This window comes from Pseudomonas sp. R2-37-08W (genome assembly GCF_003851705.1).
Lineage (GTDB): Bacteria > Pseudomonadota > Gammaproteobacteria > Pseudomonadales > Pseudomonadaceae > Aquipseudomonas.
The window spans coordinates 5,673,821-5,690,509 of the sequence record NZ_CP027728.1 but is presented as its reverse complement, the minus strand read 5'-3'; the positions used below and the strand labels follow the sequence as shown (position 1 = coordinate 5,690,509).

General features: G+C 64.3%; 12 protein-coding genes. 10 read left to right on the top strand and 2 right to left on the bottom strand.

Annotated elements, in window-relative coordinates:
* The 10 genes from C4J93_RS26425 to C4J93_RS26380 all read left to right on the top strand — a co-directional run bounded on the left by C4J93_RS26425 (position 1) and on the right by C4J93_RS26380 (position 14,232).
* The gene (locus C4J93_RS26425) at positions 1-1,290 is read left to right on the top strand and encodes a DotU family type VI secretion system protein (RefSeq protein WP_124364997.1); all 1,290 of its coding nucleotides are present in this window, start codon (positions 1-3) and stop codon (positions 1,288-1,290) included.
* On the top strand, positions 1,287-4,787 hold the full coding sequence (gene tssM / locus C4J93_RS26420) for a type VI secretion system membrane subunit TssM (protein WP_124372296.1): 3,501 nt from the start codon (positions 1,287-1,289) through the stop codon (positions 4,785-4,787). Before C4J93_RS26425 ends, tssM begins: the two co-directional genes overlap by 4 nt.
* Entirely contained in the window at positions 4,784-5,437 is a 654-nt protein-coding gene (gene tagF / locus C4J93_RS26415; RefSeq protein ID WP_124372295.1) for a type VI secretion system-associated protein TagF, read from the top strand. The genes tssM and tagF overlap by 4 nt, the downstream gene beginning before the upstream one ends.
* On the top strand, positions 5,438-6,157 hold the full coding sequence (locus C4J93_RS26410; protein ID WP_124364994.1) for a PP2C family serine/threonine-protein phosphatase: 720 nt from the start codon (positions 5,438-5,440) through the stop codon (positions 6,155-6,157).
* Positions 6,154-9,132, top strand: coding sequence for a serine/threonine-protein kinase (locus C4J93_RS26405; protein ID WP_124372294.1), 2,979 nt, complete (start codon positions 6,154-6,156; stop codon positions 9,130-9,132). The genes C4J93_RS26410 and C4J93_RS26405 overlap by 4 nt, the downstream gene beginning before the upstream one ends.
* The gene (locus C4J93_RS26400) at positions 9,132-9,836 is read left to right on the top strand and encodes an ABC transporter ATP-binding protein (protein ID WP_124430931.1); all 705 of its coding nucleotides are present in this window, start codon (positions 9,132-9,134) and stop codon (positions 9,834-9,836) included. Before C4J93_RS26405 ends, C4J93_RS26400 begins: the two co-directional genes overlap by 1 nt.
* On the top strand, positions 9,836-11,020 hold the full coding sequence (locus C4J93_RS26395; protein WP_124430780.1) for an ABC transporter permease: 1,185 nt from the start codon (positions 9,836-9,838) through the stop codon (positions 11,018-11,020). The genes C4J93_RS26400 and C4J93_RS26395 overlap by 1 nt, the downstream gene beginning before the upstream one ends.
* A complete protein-coding gene (locus tag C4J93_RS26390) occupies positions 11,013-12,725 on the top strand; it encodes an SUMF1/EgtB/PvdO family nonheme iron enzyme (RefSeq protein ID WP_124372291.1) in 1,713 nt (570 codons plus the stop codon). Before C4J93_RS26395 ends, C4J93_RS26390 begins: the two co-directional genes overlap by 8 nt.
* An 84-nt stretch (positions 12,726-12,809) precedes the next feature.
* A complete protein-coding gene (gene tagQ / locus C4J93_RS26385) occupies positions 12,810-13,733 on the top strand; it encodes a type VI secretion system-associated lipoprotein TagQ (protein ID WP_124372290.1) in 924 nt (307 codons plus the stop codon).
* Between the two features lie 124 nt (positions 13,734-13,857).
* The gene (locus tag C4J93_RS26380; RefSeq protein WP_032803751.1) at positions 13,858-14,232 is read left to right on the top strand and encodes a hypothetical protein; all 375 of its coding nucleotides are present in this window, start codon (positions 13,858-13,860) and stop codon (positions 14,230-14,232) included.
* Positions 14,233-14,500: 268 nt separating this feature from the next.
* Here the strand turns inward: C4J93_RS26380 and C4J93_RS26375 are convergent, their stop codons facing one another.
* Together C4J93_RS26375 and C4J93_RS26365 are read right to left on the bottom strand one after the other, a co-directional pair.
* A complete protein-coding gene (locus C4J93_RS26375; RefSeq protein ID WP_124368831.1) occupies positions 14,501-14,758 on the bottom strand; it encodes a DUF6124 family protein in 258 nt (85 codons plus the stop codon).
* A gap of 495 nt (positions 14,759-15,253) precedes the next feature.
* The gene (locus C4J93_RS26365) at positions 15,254-16,654 is read right to left on the bottom strand and encodes an aminoacyl-tRNA deacylase and HDOD domain-containing protein (protein WP_124368829.1); all 1,401 of its coding nucleotides are present in this window, start codon (positions 16,652-16,654) and stop codon (positions 15,254-15,256) included.
* Positions 16,655-16,689 lie beyond the last annotated feature (35 nt).

Genomic DNA, 16,689 nt, shown 5'->3' with positions numbered 1-16,689 from the left:
ATGCATCCCAATGATGATGACCGCACTCAGTTCATGCCGCGCCCAGGCGGCCGTGCGCCGGAACCTGCGCGTGCGGAGCCGGCGCCCTTGTCGATGCCGGCCGCACCGATGCTCACCGGCAAAAGCCAGGGCCTGAACCCGCTGGAAAGCGCCGCCGGCCCGCTGCTGGCCTTGCTGACGCGGTTGCGCAACACCATCGCGCACCCGGCGCCAGCCAGCCTGCGCGCGCAGTTGTTGGCCTATCTGCGCCAATTCGAAGAGCGCGCCGAAGCCGCCGGTGTGGCGCGTAACGAAGTGCTGCTGGCCCGTTACGCGCTGTGCACCGCCCTCGATGAAGCCGTGTTGAGCACGCCCTGGGGCAGCACCAGCGATTGGGGCAAACAGAGCTTGCTGATCACCGTACACAACGAAGCCTGGGGCGGCGAAAAGGTCTTCCAATTACTGGACCACTGCCTGCAAAGCCCACGGGAACGCCTGTACCTGCTGGAGCTGTTGTACCTGTGCATGTGCCTGGGGTTCGAAGGCCGCTACCGCGTGATGACCGACGGGCGCAGCCAGTTGGAAGCCTTGCGCGAGCGCACCGCCGCCGCGATTCGCACTGCGCGGGGCGAGCACGAGCGTGAGCTGTCGCCGCACTGGCGCGGCGTGACCGTGGCCCGCGATCGCCTGGCGCAATTCATGCCGCCGTGGATTGCCGTGGCGATCGGCCTGGCGCTGCTGCTGGCGTTGCTGTTTGGCCTGCGCATGCTGCTGGCGTCGCAGGCTGAACCGGTGTTCAAGAATATCCATGCCCTGGGCGAGATCCCGGTGCAGGCCATCGACCGTCCGGTGGCGCAGCCAAAAGTGATCGAACGACCGCGTCTGGCCGGGTTCCTGGCCGAAGACATCAAGGCCGGCCGCGTGGCCGTGGAAGACAAGGTTGATCGCTCGGTGGTGACAATTCGTGGCGATGAACTGTTTGCATCCGCCAGCTCCAGCATCGTCGATGACTACCAGCCGCTGATGCTGCGTATCGCCGACGCGGTCCGCAAGGTCAAGGGCCAGGTACGGGTGACCGGTCACAGCGACAATCGTCCGATTGCCACGCTGCGCTTCCCGTCGAACTGGGCGCTGTCCGAAGCGCGGGCCAAGTCGGTACTGGAAATCCTTGCGGCCAAGACCGGCCAGGCCGAGCGCTTCAGCGCCGAAGGCCGCAGCGACACCGAGCCGTTGGCGACCAACAGTACGGCCGAAGGCCGTGCCCGCAATCGTCGGGTTGAAATCACCGTATTGGCGGAGGGCGTCGAGTGAAGGCGTTGTTCAGTTTCATGATTCGCTGGGTGATCCCCGTGCTGGGTTTGATCGCCCTGGGCTTGATCATCTGGTTCGTCGGGCCGTTGCTCGATGTGTTGGTGCCGGAAGGGCGCCGCTGGGCGCTGATCATCCTGGTGTTTGCGCTGTGGATCGCCTATCGCGTGCTGCGCATCATCCAGGCGCGCCGTCAGGCCGCCGAAGTGATGCGCAGCCTGGCCGCAGAAACCCCGGCCGACCCCAACAGCGTCGCCACCGCCGAAGAGCTCAGCACCCTGCGCCAGCGCATGGACGAGGCCTTGGCGCTGCTCAAGAAGGCCAAGCTGGGTGGCGACGAACGCCGCAATCTCTATGAGCTGCCGTGGTACGTGATCATCGGCCCACCGGGTTCGGGCAAGACCACCGCGCTGGTCAATTCCGGGCTGCACTTCCCGTTGGCTGCGCAGTTGGGCGCCGGTGCGGTGCGCGGCGTCGGCGGCACGCGCAACTGCGACTGGTGGTTTACCGACCAGGCCGTTTTGCTCGACACCGCCGGGCGCTACACCACTCAGGACAGCAACTCCACGGTGGATAAGGCCGCCTGGCTGGGCTTTCTCGACCTGTTGAAAAAGCAGCGTTCACGCCGCCCCATCGACGGCGCGTTCATTGCCATCAGCCTCTCGGATCTGCTGCTCGGCACCGACGCCGAACGCGCCGCCCACGCGGCCGCGATTCGCTTGCGTATCCAGGAGCTGTACACCCAGCTGGGGGTGCGCTTCCCGATCTACCTGATGCTGACCAAGCTCGACCTGGTGCCGGGCTTCATGGAGTTCTTCGACAACCTGAGCAAGGAAGACCGCGCCCAGGTGTGGGGCATGACCTTTGCTCTGGACGACGGCAAACACAGCGACAGCCCGCTGGCCCATCTGCAGAGCGAATTCGTCGGCCTGGAGCAACGCCTCAACGAGCGCCTGGTGGAACGCCTGCAACAAGAGCGCGACCCGGCGCGCCGCGACCTGATCTATGGCTTCCCGCAACAATTCGGTGCGCTGAAAGACTGCCTGCAAAGCTTCCTCGAAGGGGTGTTCAAACCCAACGCCTTCGAAGAGCGCGTGCTGTTACGCGGCGTGTACTTCACCAGCGGCACCCAGGAAGGCAGCCCGATTGACCGCCTGATCGGCGCCATGGCCCAGAGCATGAACCTGGACCGTCAGCACCTGGCGCGCCAGAGCGGCACCGGGCGCAGTTACTTCATCGAAAAACTGTTCACCGCCGTGGCCTTCGCCGAGCGTGGACTGGTGGGGGTGAACCCGAAAGTCGAGCGCCGCCGCAAATGGATCGCCCGGGGTGTGCTGGCCGCCACTGTGGCCACCGTGGTGGTGGTCAGCGGCCTGTGGTGGGTGAGTTATCGCGCCAACCAGGCGTATATCGCCCAGGTCGATCAGAAGGTCGCGCCCCTGGGCCAGGCCGTGCAGAACCTCAGCCCGGCGCAGCGTGAAGTCTTGGCCGTGCTGCCGCTGCTCAACGCGGTGAAGAACCTGGCAGGCGATTCGCCGAGCTGGTCCGAAGGGCTGGGGCTGTACCAGGGCGACATGCTCGAAGCCGAGTCCGCGAGCGTCTATCGCAAGTTGCTGATCGCGGTGTTCGCGCCGCGCCTGGTCACGCGCATCGAAGAACAATTGCACGGCGGCGGCAACTCGGACTTTCTCTACGAAGGCCTCAAGGCCTACCTGATGCTGGCCGACAGCGAGCACTACGACCCAGACTTTATCAAGGCCTGGATCGCCCTCGACTGGGACCGCAACCTGCCACGTGACCTGCCTGCCGATCAGCGCCAGGCGTTGACCGGGCATTTGCAGGCACTGTTTGACCGCCACCCACCGAATGCGCGCCTTGACCCACGCCTGATCGATGACCTGCGCCGTCAACTGCGACAACTGCCGGTGGCCCAGCGCGTCTACGACCGGGTCAAGCGCCAGAAACTGCCCGACGGCATCCCGGACTTTCGCCTCAACGAAGCGGCCGGTCGCGATGCCGCGCTGGTGTTCAGCCGCAAGAGCGGCAAGCCATTGGGCGAACCGCTGAGCGGGTTTTTCACCGCCAAGGGCTATCGCCAGGGGTTTTTGCTGAGCAGCCTGAACCAGACCGGTACCCTGGCTGAAGAACAATGGGTGCTCGGCCAGGCACAGGCCGATCAACAGAACGTGGTGAGCCTGGCCGCCGATGTGCGCCGCTTGTACTTCCAGGATTACCAGCGCCAATGGGATGCGTTGCTGGCGGACATCGACTTTGTGCCGATCACCAGCGTGGCCCAGGCGGCCGATGTGCTGCGCGTGATCTCGGGGCCGACCTCGCCGCTGAAAAAGCTGCTGGTGGCGGTGGCCAGGGAGACCGACCTGCAAGCCGAAGAGCGCCAATTGGCCGCCAAGGGCGTGCCGGTGGAGGGCGGTGTCGACAAGCTCAAGGAGCGCCTGGGCAGCCTGCTCGGCCAGGAGCAAGCGAGTGCCAATGCGCCTGCGGCTGCGGATGATCCGGTCACCGCGCACTTTGCCGAACTCAACAGCATCGTCAGCAAAAACGAGGGCGAGCCGGCGGCGATCGACGGCCTGCTGTCGGACATGAACGCGCTGTATGTGCAGGTCAGCGCCATGGTTGGTGCCAGCGGCGATGCCTTGCTGGGCGAGGCAAAGAACCAGGCGGCAGCGGCGGCCACGCGGGTCAGCCTGAACGCCGAGCGCCAGCCTGCGCTGGTGCAGGGCATGGTCAAGTCGGTGGTCAATTCCACCACCAACAGCATGATGGGCGGCGTGCGCAACCAGCTGAACGCGGCCTGGGTCAGCGAAGTGGTCAACGTGTATCGCCAGTCCCTGGCCGGGCGCTACCCGATGTCGCCAGGCAGTGCGCGGGACGCGACCCTGGATGACTTCGGCCAGTTCTTCGGCGTCGGCGGGGTGATGGATAACTACTTTCGCAAATACCTGCAGCCCTATGTCGACACCTCGGCCCAGACCTGGCGCTGGCAGCCGGGCGCGGCGCAGAAGCTCGGCATCGCGCCGGGCGTGCTGCAAACCTTCCAGCGCGCGGCGACGATCCGTGACGCGTTCTTCAGATCGGGGGGCACCCAGCCCATCGTGCGCTTCGAACTCAAGCCGGTGTCGATGGACCCGACCATCACCCAGTTCCTGCTTGATCTCGACGGCCAGCAACTGAGCTACGACCACGGCCCGAGCCGGCCGGTGGCGATGCAATGGCCCAACCCCGGCAGCAGTGGTGTGGTGCGTATCTCGATCATGCCTCCATCGGCCAGCGGGCGCTCCGGCGTGACCCTCGACGGCCCCTGGGCCTGGTTCCGCCTGCTGGAACAATCGGACCTGACCGCCGGCAACTCGCCGGACCGCTTCAACCTGCGCCTGCGGGTCGACGGCGCGAGCATCGCCTACGAGCTGCGCGCCAATAGCGCCTTCAACCCGTTCAAGAGCCGTGTGCTCAGCGGCTTCAGCCTGCCGGAGCGGCTATGACCACGCTGGGTTTCTACGGCAAGTTGGCCAGCCGCGGTGATTTCGTCAGCCGCGCCTTGCCCCAGAGTTTTATCGGCCCATGGGACAGCTGGCTGGCGGCGGGTTTGCTCGCCAGCCAGAACAGCCTGGGCGCTGAGTGGCTCAACGCTTATCTGGTCAGCCCGCTGTGGCGCTTCGTACTCGCGCCAGGCGTGTGCGGGCCGGACGCGGCGGCGGGTGTGGTGATGCCGAGTATCGATCGGGTCGGGCGTTATTTTCCGCTGGCGGTGGTGGCGGTGCTTGATCACGACACCAACCCCGCTGCGCTGGTGGGCGGGCCGGATGCCTGGTTCGAACAGACCGAAGAGCTGCTGCTCAGCACTCTGGACGCGGGCGCGACGTTCGAAGGGTTCAACGATGGCCTCGACCGCCTGGGCGTGCCGGCCACCGAGCCGCGTGCGCTCGACAGCCGTTTCGCCGGCCTGCAACGCGTGGCCGCCAGCGTGCCCCACGGGCGCATGACGGCGCTCGCCGAACAGGCCTGCGAAGGGGCCAGCCTCTGGTGGGGACGGGGTTCGCAGCGTATTTCCCCCGGTTTATTACGGTGTCAGGGCTTGCCTGCCGCCCGCGATTTTGCGCAGTTTTTGCTCGGACAAGAAGGTGTGGTGTAGATGGGGGCGACGTATCAATCGGCGAGCAAAAGCCATGTGGGCATGGTGCGCCAGGTCAACGAAGACGCGTGCCTGGACCTGCCGCAAAACCGTTTGTGGGTGGTGGCCGATGGCATGGGCGGCCACGCGGCGGGGGATTATGTCAGCAGCCTGATTGTCGACAGTCTGCGCAATGTGCCGGTGGGGCGCTCCCTTGAAGAATACGCGGCGGCCTTGCGCAACGACCTGATCCGCATCAATGCGGCGGTCCGTGAAGAAACCGCCAACCGTGGTGTGACCATGATGGGCAGCACCGTCGTGGTGCTGGCGGCGCGCGGCTTGCGCGGGGTGTGCCTGTGGGCCGGTGACAGCCGCCTGTACCGCCTGCGCGACGGCGAGTTGGAAAGCATCTCCCGCGACCACAGCTACGTGCAGGACCTGCAAGACAGCGGCCTGCTCAGCGAAGCCGATGCCCGTGTGCACCCGCGCGCCAATATCGTGACCCGTGCGGTGGGCGTGGAAGCGCAACTGGACGTGGCGGCGGTCGATCTGCTGATCGCCCCCGGCGACAGCTTCCTGCTGTGCAGCGACGGCCTCACCAAGACCGTCGAGGACCACGAAATCCGTGAAGTCCTCGGCCACGACGCGCCGGATGAAATCGTGCGCAGCCTGGTGCACCTGGGGCTTAATCGCGGTGCACCGGACAACATCACCACCATCGTCGTGAAGGTGTCGCCATGAACATCGTCATCCCCGGCTATGACATCGAGGGCGAGATCGGCGAAGGCGCCATGGCCAACGTGTACCTGGCGACCCAGCGTTCGCTGGAGCGCAAGGTGGCGTTGAAGGTAATGGCGGCGGCGCTGGCGGCTGACCCGAGCTTCTGCGAGCGCTTCCTGCGCGAAGGCAAGACCCTGGCGCGCTTGTCGCACCCGCACACGGTGACCATCCATGACATCGGTAATGTCGATGAGCTGTACTACATGGCCATGGAATACCTGCCCAACGGCACGCTCAAGGAGCGCATCGCCGCCGGGCTGACCCCGGAGCAGGGCGTGACGCTGATCCGCCAGATCGCCTCGGCGCTGGGTTATGCCCATGCCCAGGGCCTGGTGCACCGCGACGTGAAGCCGGCGAACATTCTGTTCCGCGCCGATGGCACGGCGGTGTTGTCGGACTTCGGCATCGCCAAGTCCCTGGACGACCGCACCCAATTCACCCAGGCCGGCTTTGCCGTGGGCACGCCCAGCTACATGAGCCCGGAACAGGCGCGCGGCCAGGAGATCGACGGTCGCGCCGACCTGTATGCGCTGGGCGTGGTGCTCTACGAGATTCTGGTCGGCGAGCTGCCTTACCGTGGAACCGATGCGCTTTCCACGGCCCTCGCACACCTGACTGAGCCGTTGCCGGAATTGCCGGTGCACCACGGCCGTTACCAGGAGGTGCTGCGCAAGTTGTTGGCCAAGGACCCGGCGGAGCGTTTCGCGGATGCCGATGCATTACTGCGGGCCCTGGACAACCTGCCGGCGGAGTCGCCGGAGGCCACCTTGGTGCGGCCGCTGCCGATTCCACTGAGTTTTGACCTGGCGGGCATTACGCCTGTCACCGTCGACATACCCACCGACAAACCACAGCCGCAGCCGATAGTGCGCCAACCGGTCGTGACGCCAACGCAGCACAATGCCCCGTCCGAACAGCGCCGTGGGCCGGTGTTGGCATTGGCCGCCGTGGCGGTTGCGGTGGCACTGGCCATTGGTGGTGCCAGCTATTGGTGGTTGAGCAGTAGCGATGAGCCTGCCCAACCACCAGCTGCCGTAGTTCCCAAGGTGACGCCGCCCGCAGCCGTCGCTGAAGTGGACGGTGGTCAACGGCCGTTGCTGATGGCGGGCAAGAAAACCCTGTTCCAGCGCGTGCTCAGCAAGCCCGGCGCCAAACTGTCTGCCGATGCGGGCAGTGCACCGGGCAAAGTCTTGCCGGCGTTTTCCGTGCTTTATGTGTACCAGCGCAAAGAGGTCGACGGCAGCCCCTGGGTGCGCGTCGGCGCGGCCACCGACGGTCGCAGTGAGGGTTGGTTGCCGGCCTCGCAGGTCAGTGACTGGAAGCAAAGCCTGGTGCTCAAATTCACCGAGCGCTCAGGCCGGGCGCCGGTGATGTTCCTGCGCCAGTCCGCTGAGGTGGAAAAACTGCTGGCCGATCCGGCTGCGGCGAAAGCTGTGTTAGCCAAGGCGCAGAACAACCGCGAAGACAATCAGCAAGTGCTGGCCCTGGAGCCCACCGCCAGCGCGGTACCGCAGAACCAGTTCTACCTGTTGCCGATCTTCGATGCCAAAGAGAGCTTCGACGAAAACGGCCAGCCGGTGCAGCTGCTCAATGTCGCCTCCATCGACCCTGGCAGCAGCGCGGTCGCCAAGCCGGCGACGCCTGTGACCAGTGCCAATGCCGACGCCTTCCGCACGGCGGTGGTGCTGGTGGTCGATACCACCGTGTCGATGCAGCCGTATATCGATCAAGTGCGCGACGTAGTACACGAGCTGCAAACCCGTATTGCCGAGCGCGGCGAGCTGGACAGTGTCAGCTTCGGCCTGGTGGGCTTTCGCAACAGCATCAAGAAAACCCCCGGCCTGGAATACGTGGCCAAGACCCTGATCACCCTCGACCAGGGCCGCGATCCGCAACGCTTTCTCGACATGGCGCGGCAGGTCAAGGCCTCGACGGTGTCCAGCCATTCGTTCAACGAAGACGCGTTTGCCGGGGTGATGCAGGCGGTGGACGGCATGGATTGGTCCGGCTACGGCGGGCGCATCATCCTGCTGGTCTCCGATGCCGGTGCGTTGCGCAAGAACGACCCGTTCGCCGCCACCCAGATGAACGAAGCCGAAGTGCGCCAGGCGGCGTTGGGCAAGCAGATCAAAATCTACGCGCTGCATCTGCGCACCGACGCCGGCAAGAAAACCCATGCCGGCGCCGAAAGCCAGTACCGCATCCTGACCGCCGACGCCAACCCACGAATCGGCGACCTGTACACGCCGGTGCCCGGTGGTGACGTGCACAAGCTCGGTGAGCGCGTCGACGAGATTGGCACGGTGTTCGCCAACCTCGTGCATCAGGTGCGCAGCAACACGCCGCAGCCGGTGCCGCTGCTCAGTGCCACGCCGAGCCTGGCGGATAAATCCGCCGCGGTCGGTTATGCGATGCACATGGATTTCCTTGGTCGCAAAACCGCGAGCCAGGCGCCCCAGCTGGTCAGCGCCTGGACTGCCGACCGCGACCTGACCAACCCGGCGCTGCCGGCGTTCCAGGTGTGCGTGATGCTGACCAAGCTGCAATTGAACGACCTGCAGCAGTCGCTGAAACTGATCGTCGATGCGGCGCGCAAAACCCAAAGCTCACCCAAGGACTTCTTCCAGGAAATCGCCAGCGCCTCGGCCTATATGAGCCGCGACCCGCAAGCCCTGCGCAAGGGCGGCAACCTGGCCGACGGCGGCCTGCTGGGCGAATACCTGGAAGGCCTGCCGTATCGCAGCAAGTCGCTGAACATGACCCAGGACCTGTGGTTGTCATTGAGCGTGGCCGAGCAGGAAGACTTTATCGACGAGCTGGATTCGAAAATCCGCCTCTACGAGACCTTCCACAATGACCTGGCCAATTGGGTGCGTTTCGGCGATGCCGAACCGGGCGATGCGTTGTACCGCGTGCCGTTGTCGACGCTGCCGTGATGCTGAGCCTGAACGCGGTGCACAAGAGCCGGGGCGTCGGCAGCCAGCGCTATAGCCTGGTGATTCCGGCGCTGCAGCTGCGCGCAGGTGAACAACTGGCGATTGTCGGGCCCAGCGGCTGCGGCAAGAGCACCTTGCTGGATATGTTGGCGCTGGTGTTGGCGCCGGATCGGATCGGCCAGTTTGAGTTCAACCAGTTCGACATCGGCGGGCTTTGGCGCGCAGACAGCCAAACCACCTTGGCCCAGATGCGCAGCCGGCATTTGGGCTATGTGCTGCAGACCGGCGGGCTGCTGGGGTTCCTCGATGTGCGCGGCAATATCGCCTTGTCCCGCCAGTTGCTGGGGTTAAAGGACGACGGCAGCGTGGCGCGCCTGGCCGAGCAGCTGGAAATCAGTGACCAGTTGGACAAGCGTCCGGCCGCGTTGTCGGTGGGCCAGCGCCAGCGCGTGAGCTGTGCCCGCGCCTTGGCCCATACGCCGCAATTGGTGCTGGCCGATGAGCCGACCGCATCCCTCGACCCGCTCAATGCCGAGCGCGTGATGCAGGCGCTGCTGGCCCAGGCCCGTGAACACCGCGCCGCCTGTGTGATTGCCACCCATGATGAACCCTTGGCCCGCGCCAGTGGTTTGCAAGTGCGCCGCATCGGCTGCCGTCGCGATGCGGACGGCGGCGTCACGGCGACGCTTGGGGAGGCGTGCTGATGCGCATCGGCCTGGTCTCGTCGCTCGCTTGGCAGGACTATCGCAACGATGCGTGGCTGTCGGCCTGTTCGGTGCTGGCGCTGGTGGCGGTCATCGCGCCATTGCTGGTGTTATTTGGCCTGAAGTTTGGACTGGTTAGCAGTTTGACCCAACGCTTGGAGACCGACCCCGCCACCCGTGAAATTATTCCGTTGGGCGGCGGTCGATTCAGCAGCGCCCTTGTCGAGCAGCTTGCCCAGCGTAGTGATGTGGCGTTTGCCATCCCGCGTACGCGGCAGATTGCGGCGACCGCGCAGGTGGGCGCAGTGGTATTGGAGATGCTGCCGACCGCTGCGGGCGACCCGTTGTTGGCTGGCTTGCCGATGCCGAAGGGCCTGGACCAGATCGTGCTCAGCCATACCGCCGCCGAGAAGCTCGCGGCGCGGCCCGGCGACTGGCTGGAGCCCCGCTTTGCGCGGCAACTGGCAGGGCGCGTCGAGGCGCAGCGCACGCGGGTGCAGGTGCAGGCAGTATTGCCGTTGGAAGCCTTCGCCCGTGACGGGCTGTTTGCTGACCTGGCGTTGCTGGAGGCGGTGGAAGATTATCGCGATGGCCGCGCTGTGCCGGCGTTGCAATGGGAAGGTGAGGCGGCGGGTGTGGGCGAGCAGCGGATGTACCCGGCGTTTCGTTTGTATGCGCGCACGCTCAGCGATGTGGAACGGCTGCGGCTGTATTTCGCCGGGCAGAACGTGCTGGTGTCGACCCAGGCGCAAACCATCGCCCAGGTGCAGTCGTTGAGTCGCAATCTGTCGCTCGTATTCTGGATCATCTGCGGGTTGGCATTGGCCGGTGCGTTTGCGGCGACCTTCGCCGGGGCGTTGGCGGCGGTGGCGCGTAAGCGTCGGGAGTTGTCGGTGTTGCGCTTGCTGGGCTTTTCCACCGGTGCGCTGTTGCTGTTCGTCGTGATGCAGGCGCTGTACAGCGCAAGTTTTGCCGCCGTGCTCAGTGCCGGGCTGTATGGCCTGGCCGAGGCGGGTTTGAACCGATTATTCGTGCAGGTGCCGGGCGAATACGCCAGCCATCTGTTGGCGCGTCACTACGGCTTGGCCCTGGCGGCTGTGCTCGGCGTCAGCGCCGTGGCGGCGGCATGTGGCGGTTGGCGAGTGGCGCGTATCCAGGCTTCTGAAGGAATCAGAGATGTTTAAGTTACTGGGCGCCTGTGTGGCGCTGAGCCTGGCCTCGCTGGCCTGGGCCGATGAGGCAAGCGACAAGCTCGACAACCCCAAGCCGTTGCCGGACGACGTGAGCCTGCCGCTGCCATGCGACGGCAATATGGTGTTCCGCTACGCCTATGTGCTGGCCCAGGGCACCCTCGACGACCGTGAGGTGAGCCTCGGCTATCCCTTTGCCGAAGGCGAGGCAGGCTACCAGCAATCGTTTATCTCCGGTTACCGGCGCGACTTCATCAACGGTCAGTTCACCCTCAAGGATCTGCCCAAGGACTGGAACACCGTCATCGCGCCGCTGATGCCGAAGACCGACGCCAAGACCCCGCTCAAGCCCATGCTGTACTTCATCGGCAAGTACGAAGTGACCGCCCGCCAGTACGCCCAAGTGATGTCCCAGGCGCAGTCGCTGGCCAGCGGCGAGCCGGCGCCGGCCTGTGATGCGCCTGAGGGTATGGCCGGGCGCTTGCCCAAAGTGAAACTGTCGCGCTTTGAAGCCGAGCGCTTCTCGGCGGTGTACAGCGCCTGGCTGATGAAATACCACCGCGAGTTGCTGCCGGTGAGTGGGCGCGGGGCCTCGGCCGAAGACGGCGGCCTGGGCTTTGTGCGCTTGCCCACCGAAGTGGAATGGGAATTCGCCGCGCGCGGTGGCCAGGCAGTGAGTCGCCAGGACCTGGAAGGCCGTCTGTTTCCGCGCCGCGTCGAGGGCAGTGAAAACGACGGGCCACTGAGCGATTACGCGGTGTTCAACCAGGTCGCCGGCGGCACCGGCCAGGCGGCACGGCTGATGCCTATCGGCACCAAGCTGCCCAACCCGATCGGGATGTTCGATGTGATCGGCAACGCTGCGGAAATGGTCCAGGAATCCTTCCAACTGGTGCACGCCGGGCGCCGCCAGGGCACCTATGGCGGCTTCGTGGTCAAGGGCGGCAATTACCTGGAGGGCGAAGGCACCTTGTTCACCGGCATGCGCCGTGAGTACCCGCTGTTTGCCGCCGATGGCACCGAGCAAAGCAACGAGACCACCGGGTTTCGCGTGGCGATTGGCGCGCTGTCGGCGCCGCGCTCGCGCTACAAGGAGCTGTTTGCGCAGTGGCAGAAAGAAGGCCGCCTGGCGTCGTTGACCGACGCCATCGACGACGCCCAGGACCCGACCAAGCGCCTGGACAGCATCATCGCCGCCAGCGTCGACCCCAAGCTGCAAGCCGAACTGGGGCTGGTCAACGAAGAGCTCAAGCGCAACGTTTCGCTGATCGCCCAGCAGCGCGAGGAAGCGGCAGGCAACCTGATCCAGTCCGCTGCGTTGGTGGCCGAGACCATCAGCAACTACAACATCCGCCTGGCCAACCTGCAGAAGAGTCGCCAGCAGGCCGTGGATAACAAAGACCAGGCCAGCGCGCAGCTGTTCGACATGGCCATCGCCAATGGGCGCAGCGCGCTGGACGGCGCCGTGGCGATCTACATCGACAACCTGGCTACCGGCACGCGCTATACCGATGCGGTGATCCAGGCCCAGTTTCAACGAATCAAGGAAGAGTTGGACCGCAAGCCGGTGCTCGGCAAGAGCCTGGTGACGCGCGCGACACTGTTCGTTCGCCATGTCGGCAACTACCGCAAGCAACAGCGGGCCGACCCGGCGACGATCTTGAAGGAATTGCTCGCAGCGAGCGGTCAGCGGTCTTGATCGTTGGCTGTCTAGCGAGCTTGGAAGGGACTCAGGCGGCGGTGGGCCGTGCTGGGCAAGTCAAACTTAATAGAGATCACACCTATGCTTTTTTCCCGTAAGACGGTTTCCAAGCGTCACCTGCTGCTGATTGCGGCCGGTTTCAGCACCGTGTTGACCGGTTGCGCAACGTCGCCTGCGTCCAAGGTCGCGTCGAGCACCAAGGTTGAGTACTACCCCAACTGCTACGAGCCGGTGCAGCACCTGCGTGCTACCGATTCGAACATGACCAAGTCGGTGGTGACCGGCGCAGCCATCGGCGCGGCCGGCGGTGCCTTGCTGGGCGCCCTGACCGGCGACAAGGAAAAGCGCGGCCGTAACGCCGCTATCGGCGCAGCGGGCGGCGCCCTGGCGGGTGGCGCGGCGGGTTACTACACCGAGCGTCAGAAGCAGATCAGCGATGACAACCAGCGCATCGCTTCCTACTCCACCGACTTCAACAAAAGCGCCTCGGACATCGACCGCAGCACCGCCTATGCCAAGGCGTCGCAACAGTGCTACCAGAGCGCATTCACCAAGCTGGTCGCAGACCGCAAGGCCAAGACCGTCAACGACACCGAGGGCCGCAAGCGCCTGGCGGAAATCGTTGCGGGCCTGAAGGAGTCCAATGACCTGATCGTTGCAGTCAACGGCAAAGCCAGCGAAGACCTCAGCAACTACACCCAGGCCTATGAGAAAGACCTGCAGCAGGTTGGCGTGCAGCGTAGCGACGTGGTGACCGTGGCCACCGCCGACACCACGCCTGTGGTCACTCCGGCCAAAGGCAAGAAAGCCGTGAAGCCGGCCAAGAAACCCGTGCTCCCGACCGTGCCGAAAGAAGCGGTGACCACCGAGAAGAGCATCCAGACCGTTCAGGCCAAGCAGGCTGAAAGCAAGCAGGTCGCCAGCTCCGGCAAGGCTCAGCTCGAAGGCAGCTGCCGCGATCCAAACCTGGCCGACTGGGCGCCGGTTCCTTGCCCTAACGTTTAAGTAACCTGTTGCTATAAGCGTTAAACGTCAACCGATCTCCCACTAAAGCGCGAGATCGGTGGCGTTCTATTTGCGAATCGTTACACTGCTGCGGCCACTCAATAATTACACCGAGGCCGTGTGCATGAAATTTCGTCTTCTCCTGTGGGTGCTGGGCCTGATGATGGGCAAAGCCAGCCGCACCAACCCCGCCTTCCAGCAGCAGCTAGGTGACAAAGACCTGGCCTTCCAGTTGCAGACCCTCGACGGCAAGGTTGCCCGCCACTTCATCGTCAAAGACCAGCGCATCACCAGCCGCTCGGGTGTACACCCTGAGCCGGCGTTTGCGATTGCCTTCAAAGACGCCGCCTACGGCTTCGCCACGATGCAGGCGAAGAACAAGCAACTGGCGTTCATGACGGGGATTCAGGACAAGTCGATCCAGATCAAGGGCAACCCGGCGCTGGTGATCTGGTTCCAGGGGTTGACCAAGTATTTGAAGCCGAAGAAAAAGAAGTAGGCATTCAGTTAAACCGAGGTGGATTCATCGGGGGCAAGCCCCCTCTCACATTCGACCGCATTCCAAGGCTGGAACCCGGTTAAGTGTGGGAGGGGGCTTGCCCCCGATAGCGGCCTGACAGTCGACAGATTCAGTGCTGGTTGAACTGCGATGCCAGCTCCCGCAACAGCACTTGCGCATCGAGTACTTTGCAGACTACTTCCTCAGCCTTTTCCCGGCGCACGGCCAGGCACACCAGGTTCGGGTATTCGGCGTACTGCCCGACATCTCATGGGTTTACTTGCCCCGAGACAGTGAGTACTCGATCAGCCAGCAACTGTGCCAGTTCGATTAACTGCGTAACGCCCAGCAGTTCCTCTCGTTTCGGCCCTTCAAGGTCAAAGGCCAGGTCGCAACTCAACGCATTGGCCGAGGCCAGTGTTTCGCTGAGGTTGACCAGTAGGTCTTGCGTGGGGATGCCGTCTTTCACGGTGAATAGCACGCTAGGTGCTGGATCGATTGGGGGATTTGGGGTGGGTTTGATCATGGTGAAACTCCGGAGATATTAAAGGAGCTGCCATTGATCGCCGCGACGCGATGGGGGTGGCAGCTGTACGCAGGTTCGCGGACCGACTCTCCAGAACATCGGCATACCCGAAGGTATCCCGCGCACAGCCGCCATAGCGCCGCACAGTAGACGACAAAAAAGCGCCAACTGAAAGGACACGATGACGCTTTTGCGTCTGAAGAAATACGGGCCGCGACGCCCGACCGCTGATTGTGCAACGGTGCACTGAGACTAGAGATTGAGTGTCCTAGCGGCAACCTCAACGCCTTGTAAGACGTTTCTGTTTCTAGCCGAACGGACAGTTGTTTGGCTTTGCGCCAGCCAAGCCGAAGAAAAAGAAGTAAGCGTTCAGTTAAACCGAGGTGGATTCATCGGGGGCAAGCCCCCTCCCACATTCGGCGGCATTCCACAGCTGGAACTCGGTTAAGTGTGGGAGGGGGCTTGCCCCCGATAGCAGTGTGACTGTCGACAGATTCAGTGCTGGCTGAACTGCGAGGCCAGTTCGCGCAACAACACTTCGGCATCCAGCACCTTGCCAACCACGTCTTCAGCCTTTTCCCGGCTCAAGCCCAGACGCTCGAGCAGTGCATCCGGGATGGTTTCATCCGGCCCGGAACCGATTCCCCGGCTGCGCAACAGGCGCACGGCCAGGCACACCAGGTTCGGGTATTCGGCGTACTGCCCGTCATAGCTCGGGTCGTGCTGGAAGCGCAGGGCGGTGGACAGTTCGTCCGGCATGTCCCAGTAACGCATCAGCCAGGCGCCGATCTGCTCGCGGCTGATGCCCAGCAGGTGTTGTTCCACGTAGCTGTGGCACAGGTGCGGGTTGACCTCCAGGTGGCGGCAGATCAGCGAAAAGTGCGGCGGGAACACATGGGCCAGCAGCAGGTAACCAAAGTTGTGCAGCAACCCTGCCAGGTAGGTCAGGCCGGCTTCCGGGCGCTGGGCGCGGGGCATGGCGCGGGTCAGGCCTTCGATCACGGCGGCGGTGTAGATCGACTGGTGCCAGTACGGCGTGGACGGATGCGGGCGGTCCTTGGGCAGGCTCAGGGTTTTACCCAGGGCCAGGCCCAGCGCCAGGTTGATCACCAGATCGAAGCCCAGCACGCGCACGATGGCGTCTTCCACCGAGCGGATCTTGCCCGGCGAAGCGTAGTAGGGCGACGCCGCCCAACTCACCACCTGGGCGGCCAGGGCTGGGTCGGTTTCCACCACGCCGGTGATGTCGTCGATGGTGGCGTTGGGGTCGACGCGCAGCTTGATGATCTTCTGCGCGGTGTCGGCCAGCGGCGGAATCTCGATGGTCGCTTCCAGGCGTTGCTGAATACGGCGGGCAGTGAATGCCTGCATCGCCTGGGTGATTTCCTCACGGTCATCATTGGGGCGGTCGAGGTTGGGGCGAATGTTGCTCAGGGGCTCGCCGAACTGAGCCGCACTGGCCTTGGTCAGCATGGTCTTGAAGTGCTCGCTGGCGATTTCCAGCAGCAACCCGGCTTCACCCGAATGCACCAATAGACTCGGCTCGTTGAGCAGGCTGCCTTCATACAGGCACGGCGAACTGGTGAGCGGCGGCAGGCCCGGCAGCAGGTTCAGCTCATGCTTGCCCAGCATGCGCTCGACGCGCTCCGGCGCCACAGCGGTGAGGCGGCGCCCGGTGAGCTCGGTAAGGCGGTTGAGGTCAAGCAACTGGCTTTGGGGGAACAGCACCATGAGCGCGCCAACGGCATCTTCGAGCAGTACCGCCTGGACCTTTCGCGCAGGGTTCAGGCCCGTCTGTTCGGCGACTTCCGTGTAGGGGATGGCGAGCTTTGCGAGCAACGCCCGAATGACCGGCGGGGCGGTCAGTGGGGCGGTAGCGAGGGCAACTTCTGACATGGCCTGATCCAATTTTTTTCATTCATTGGAGTATA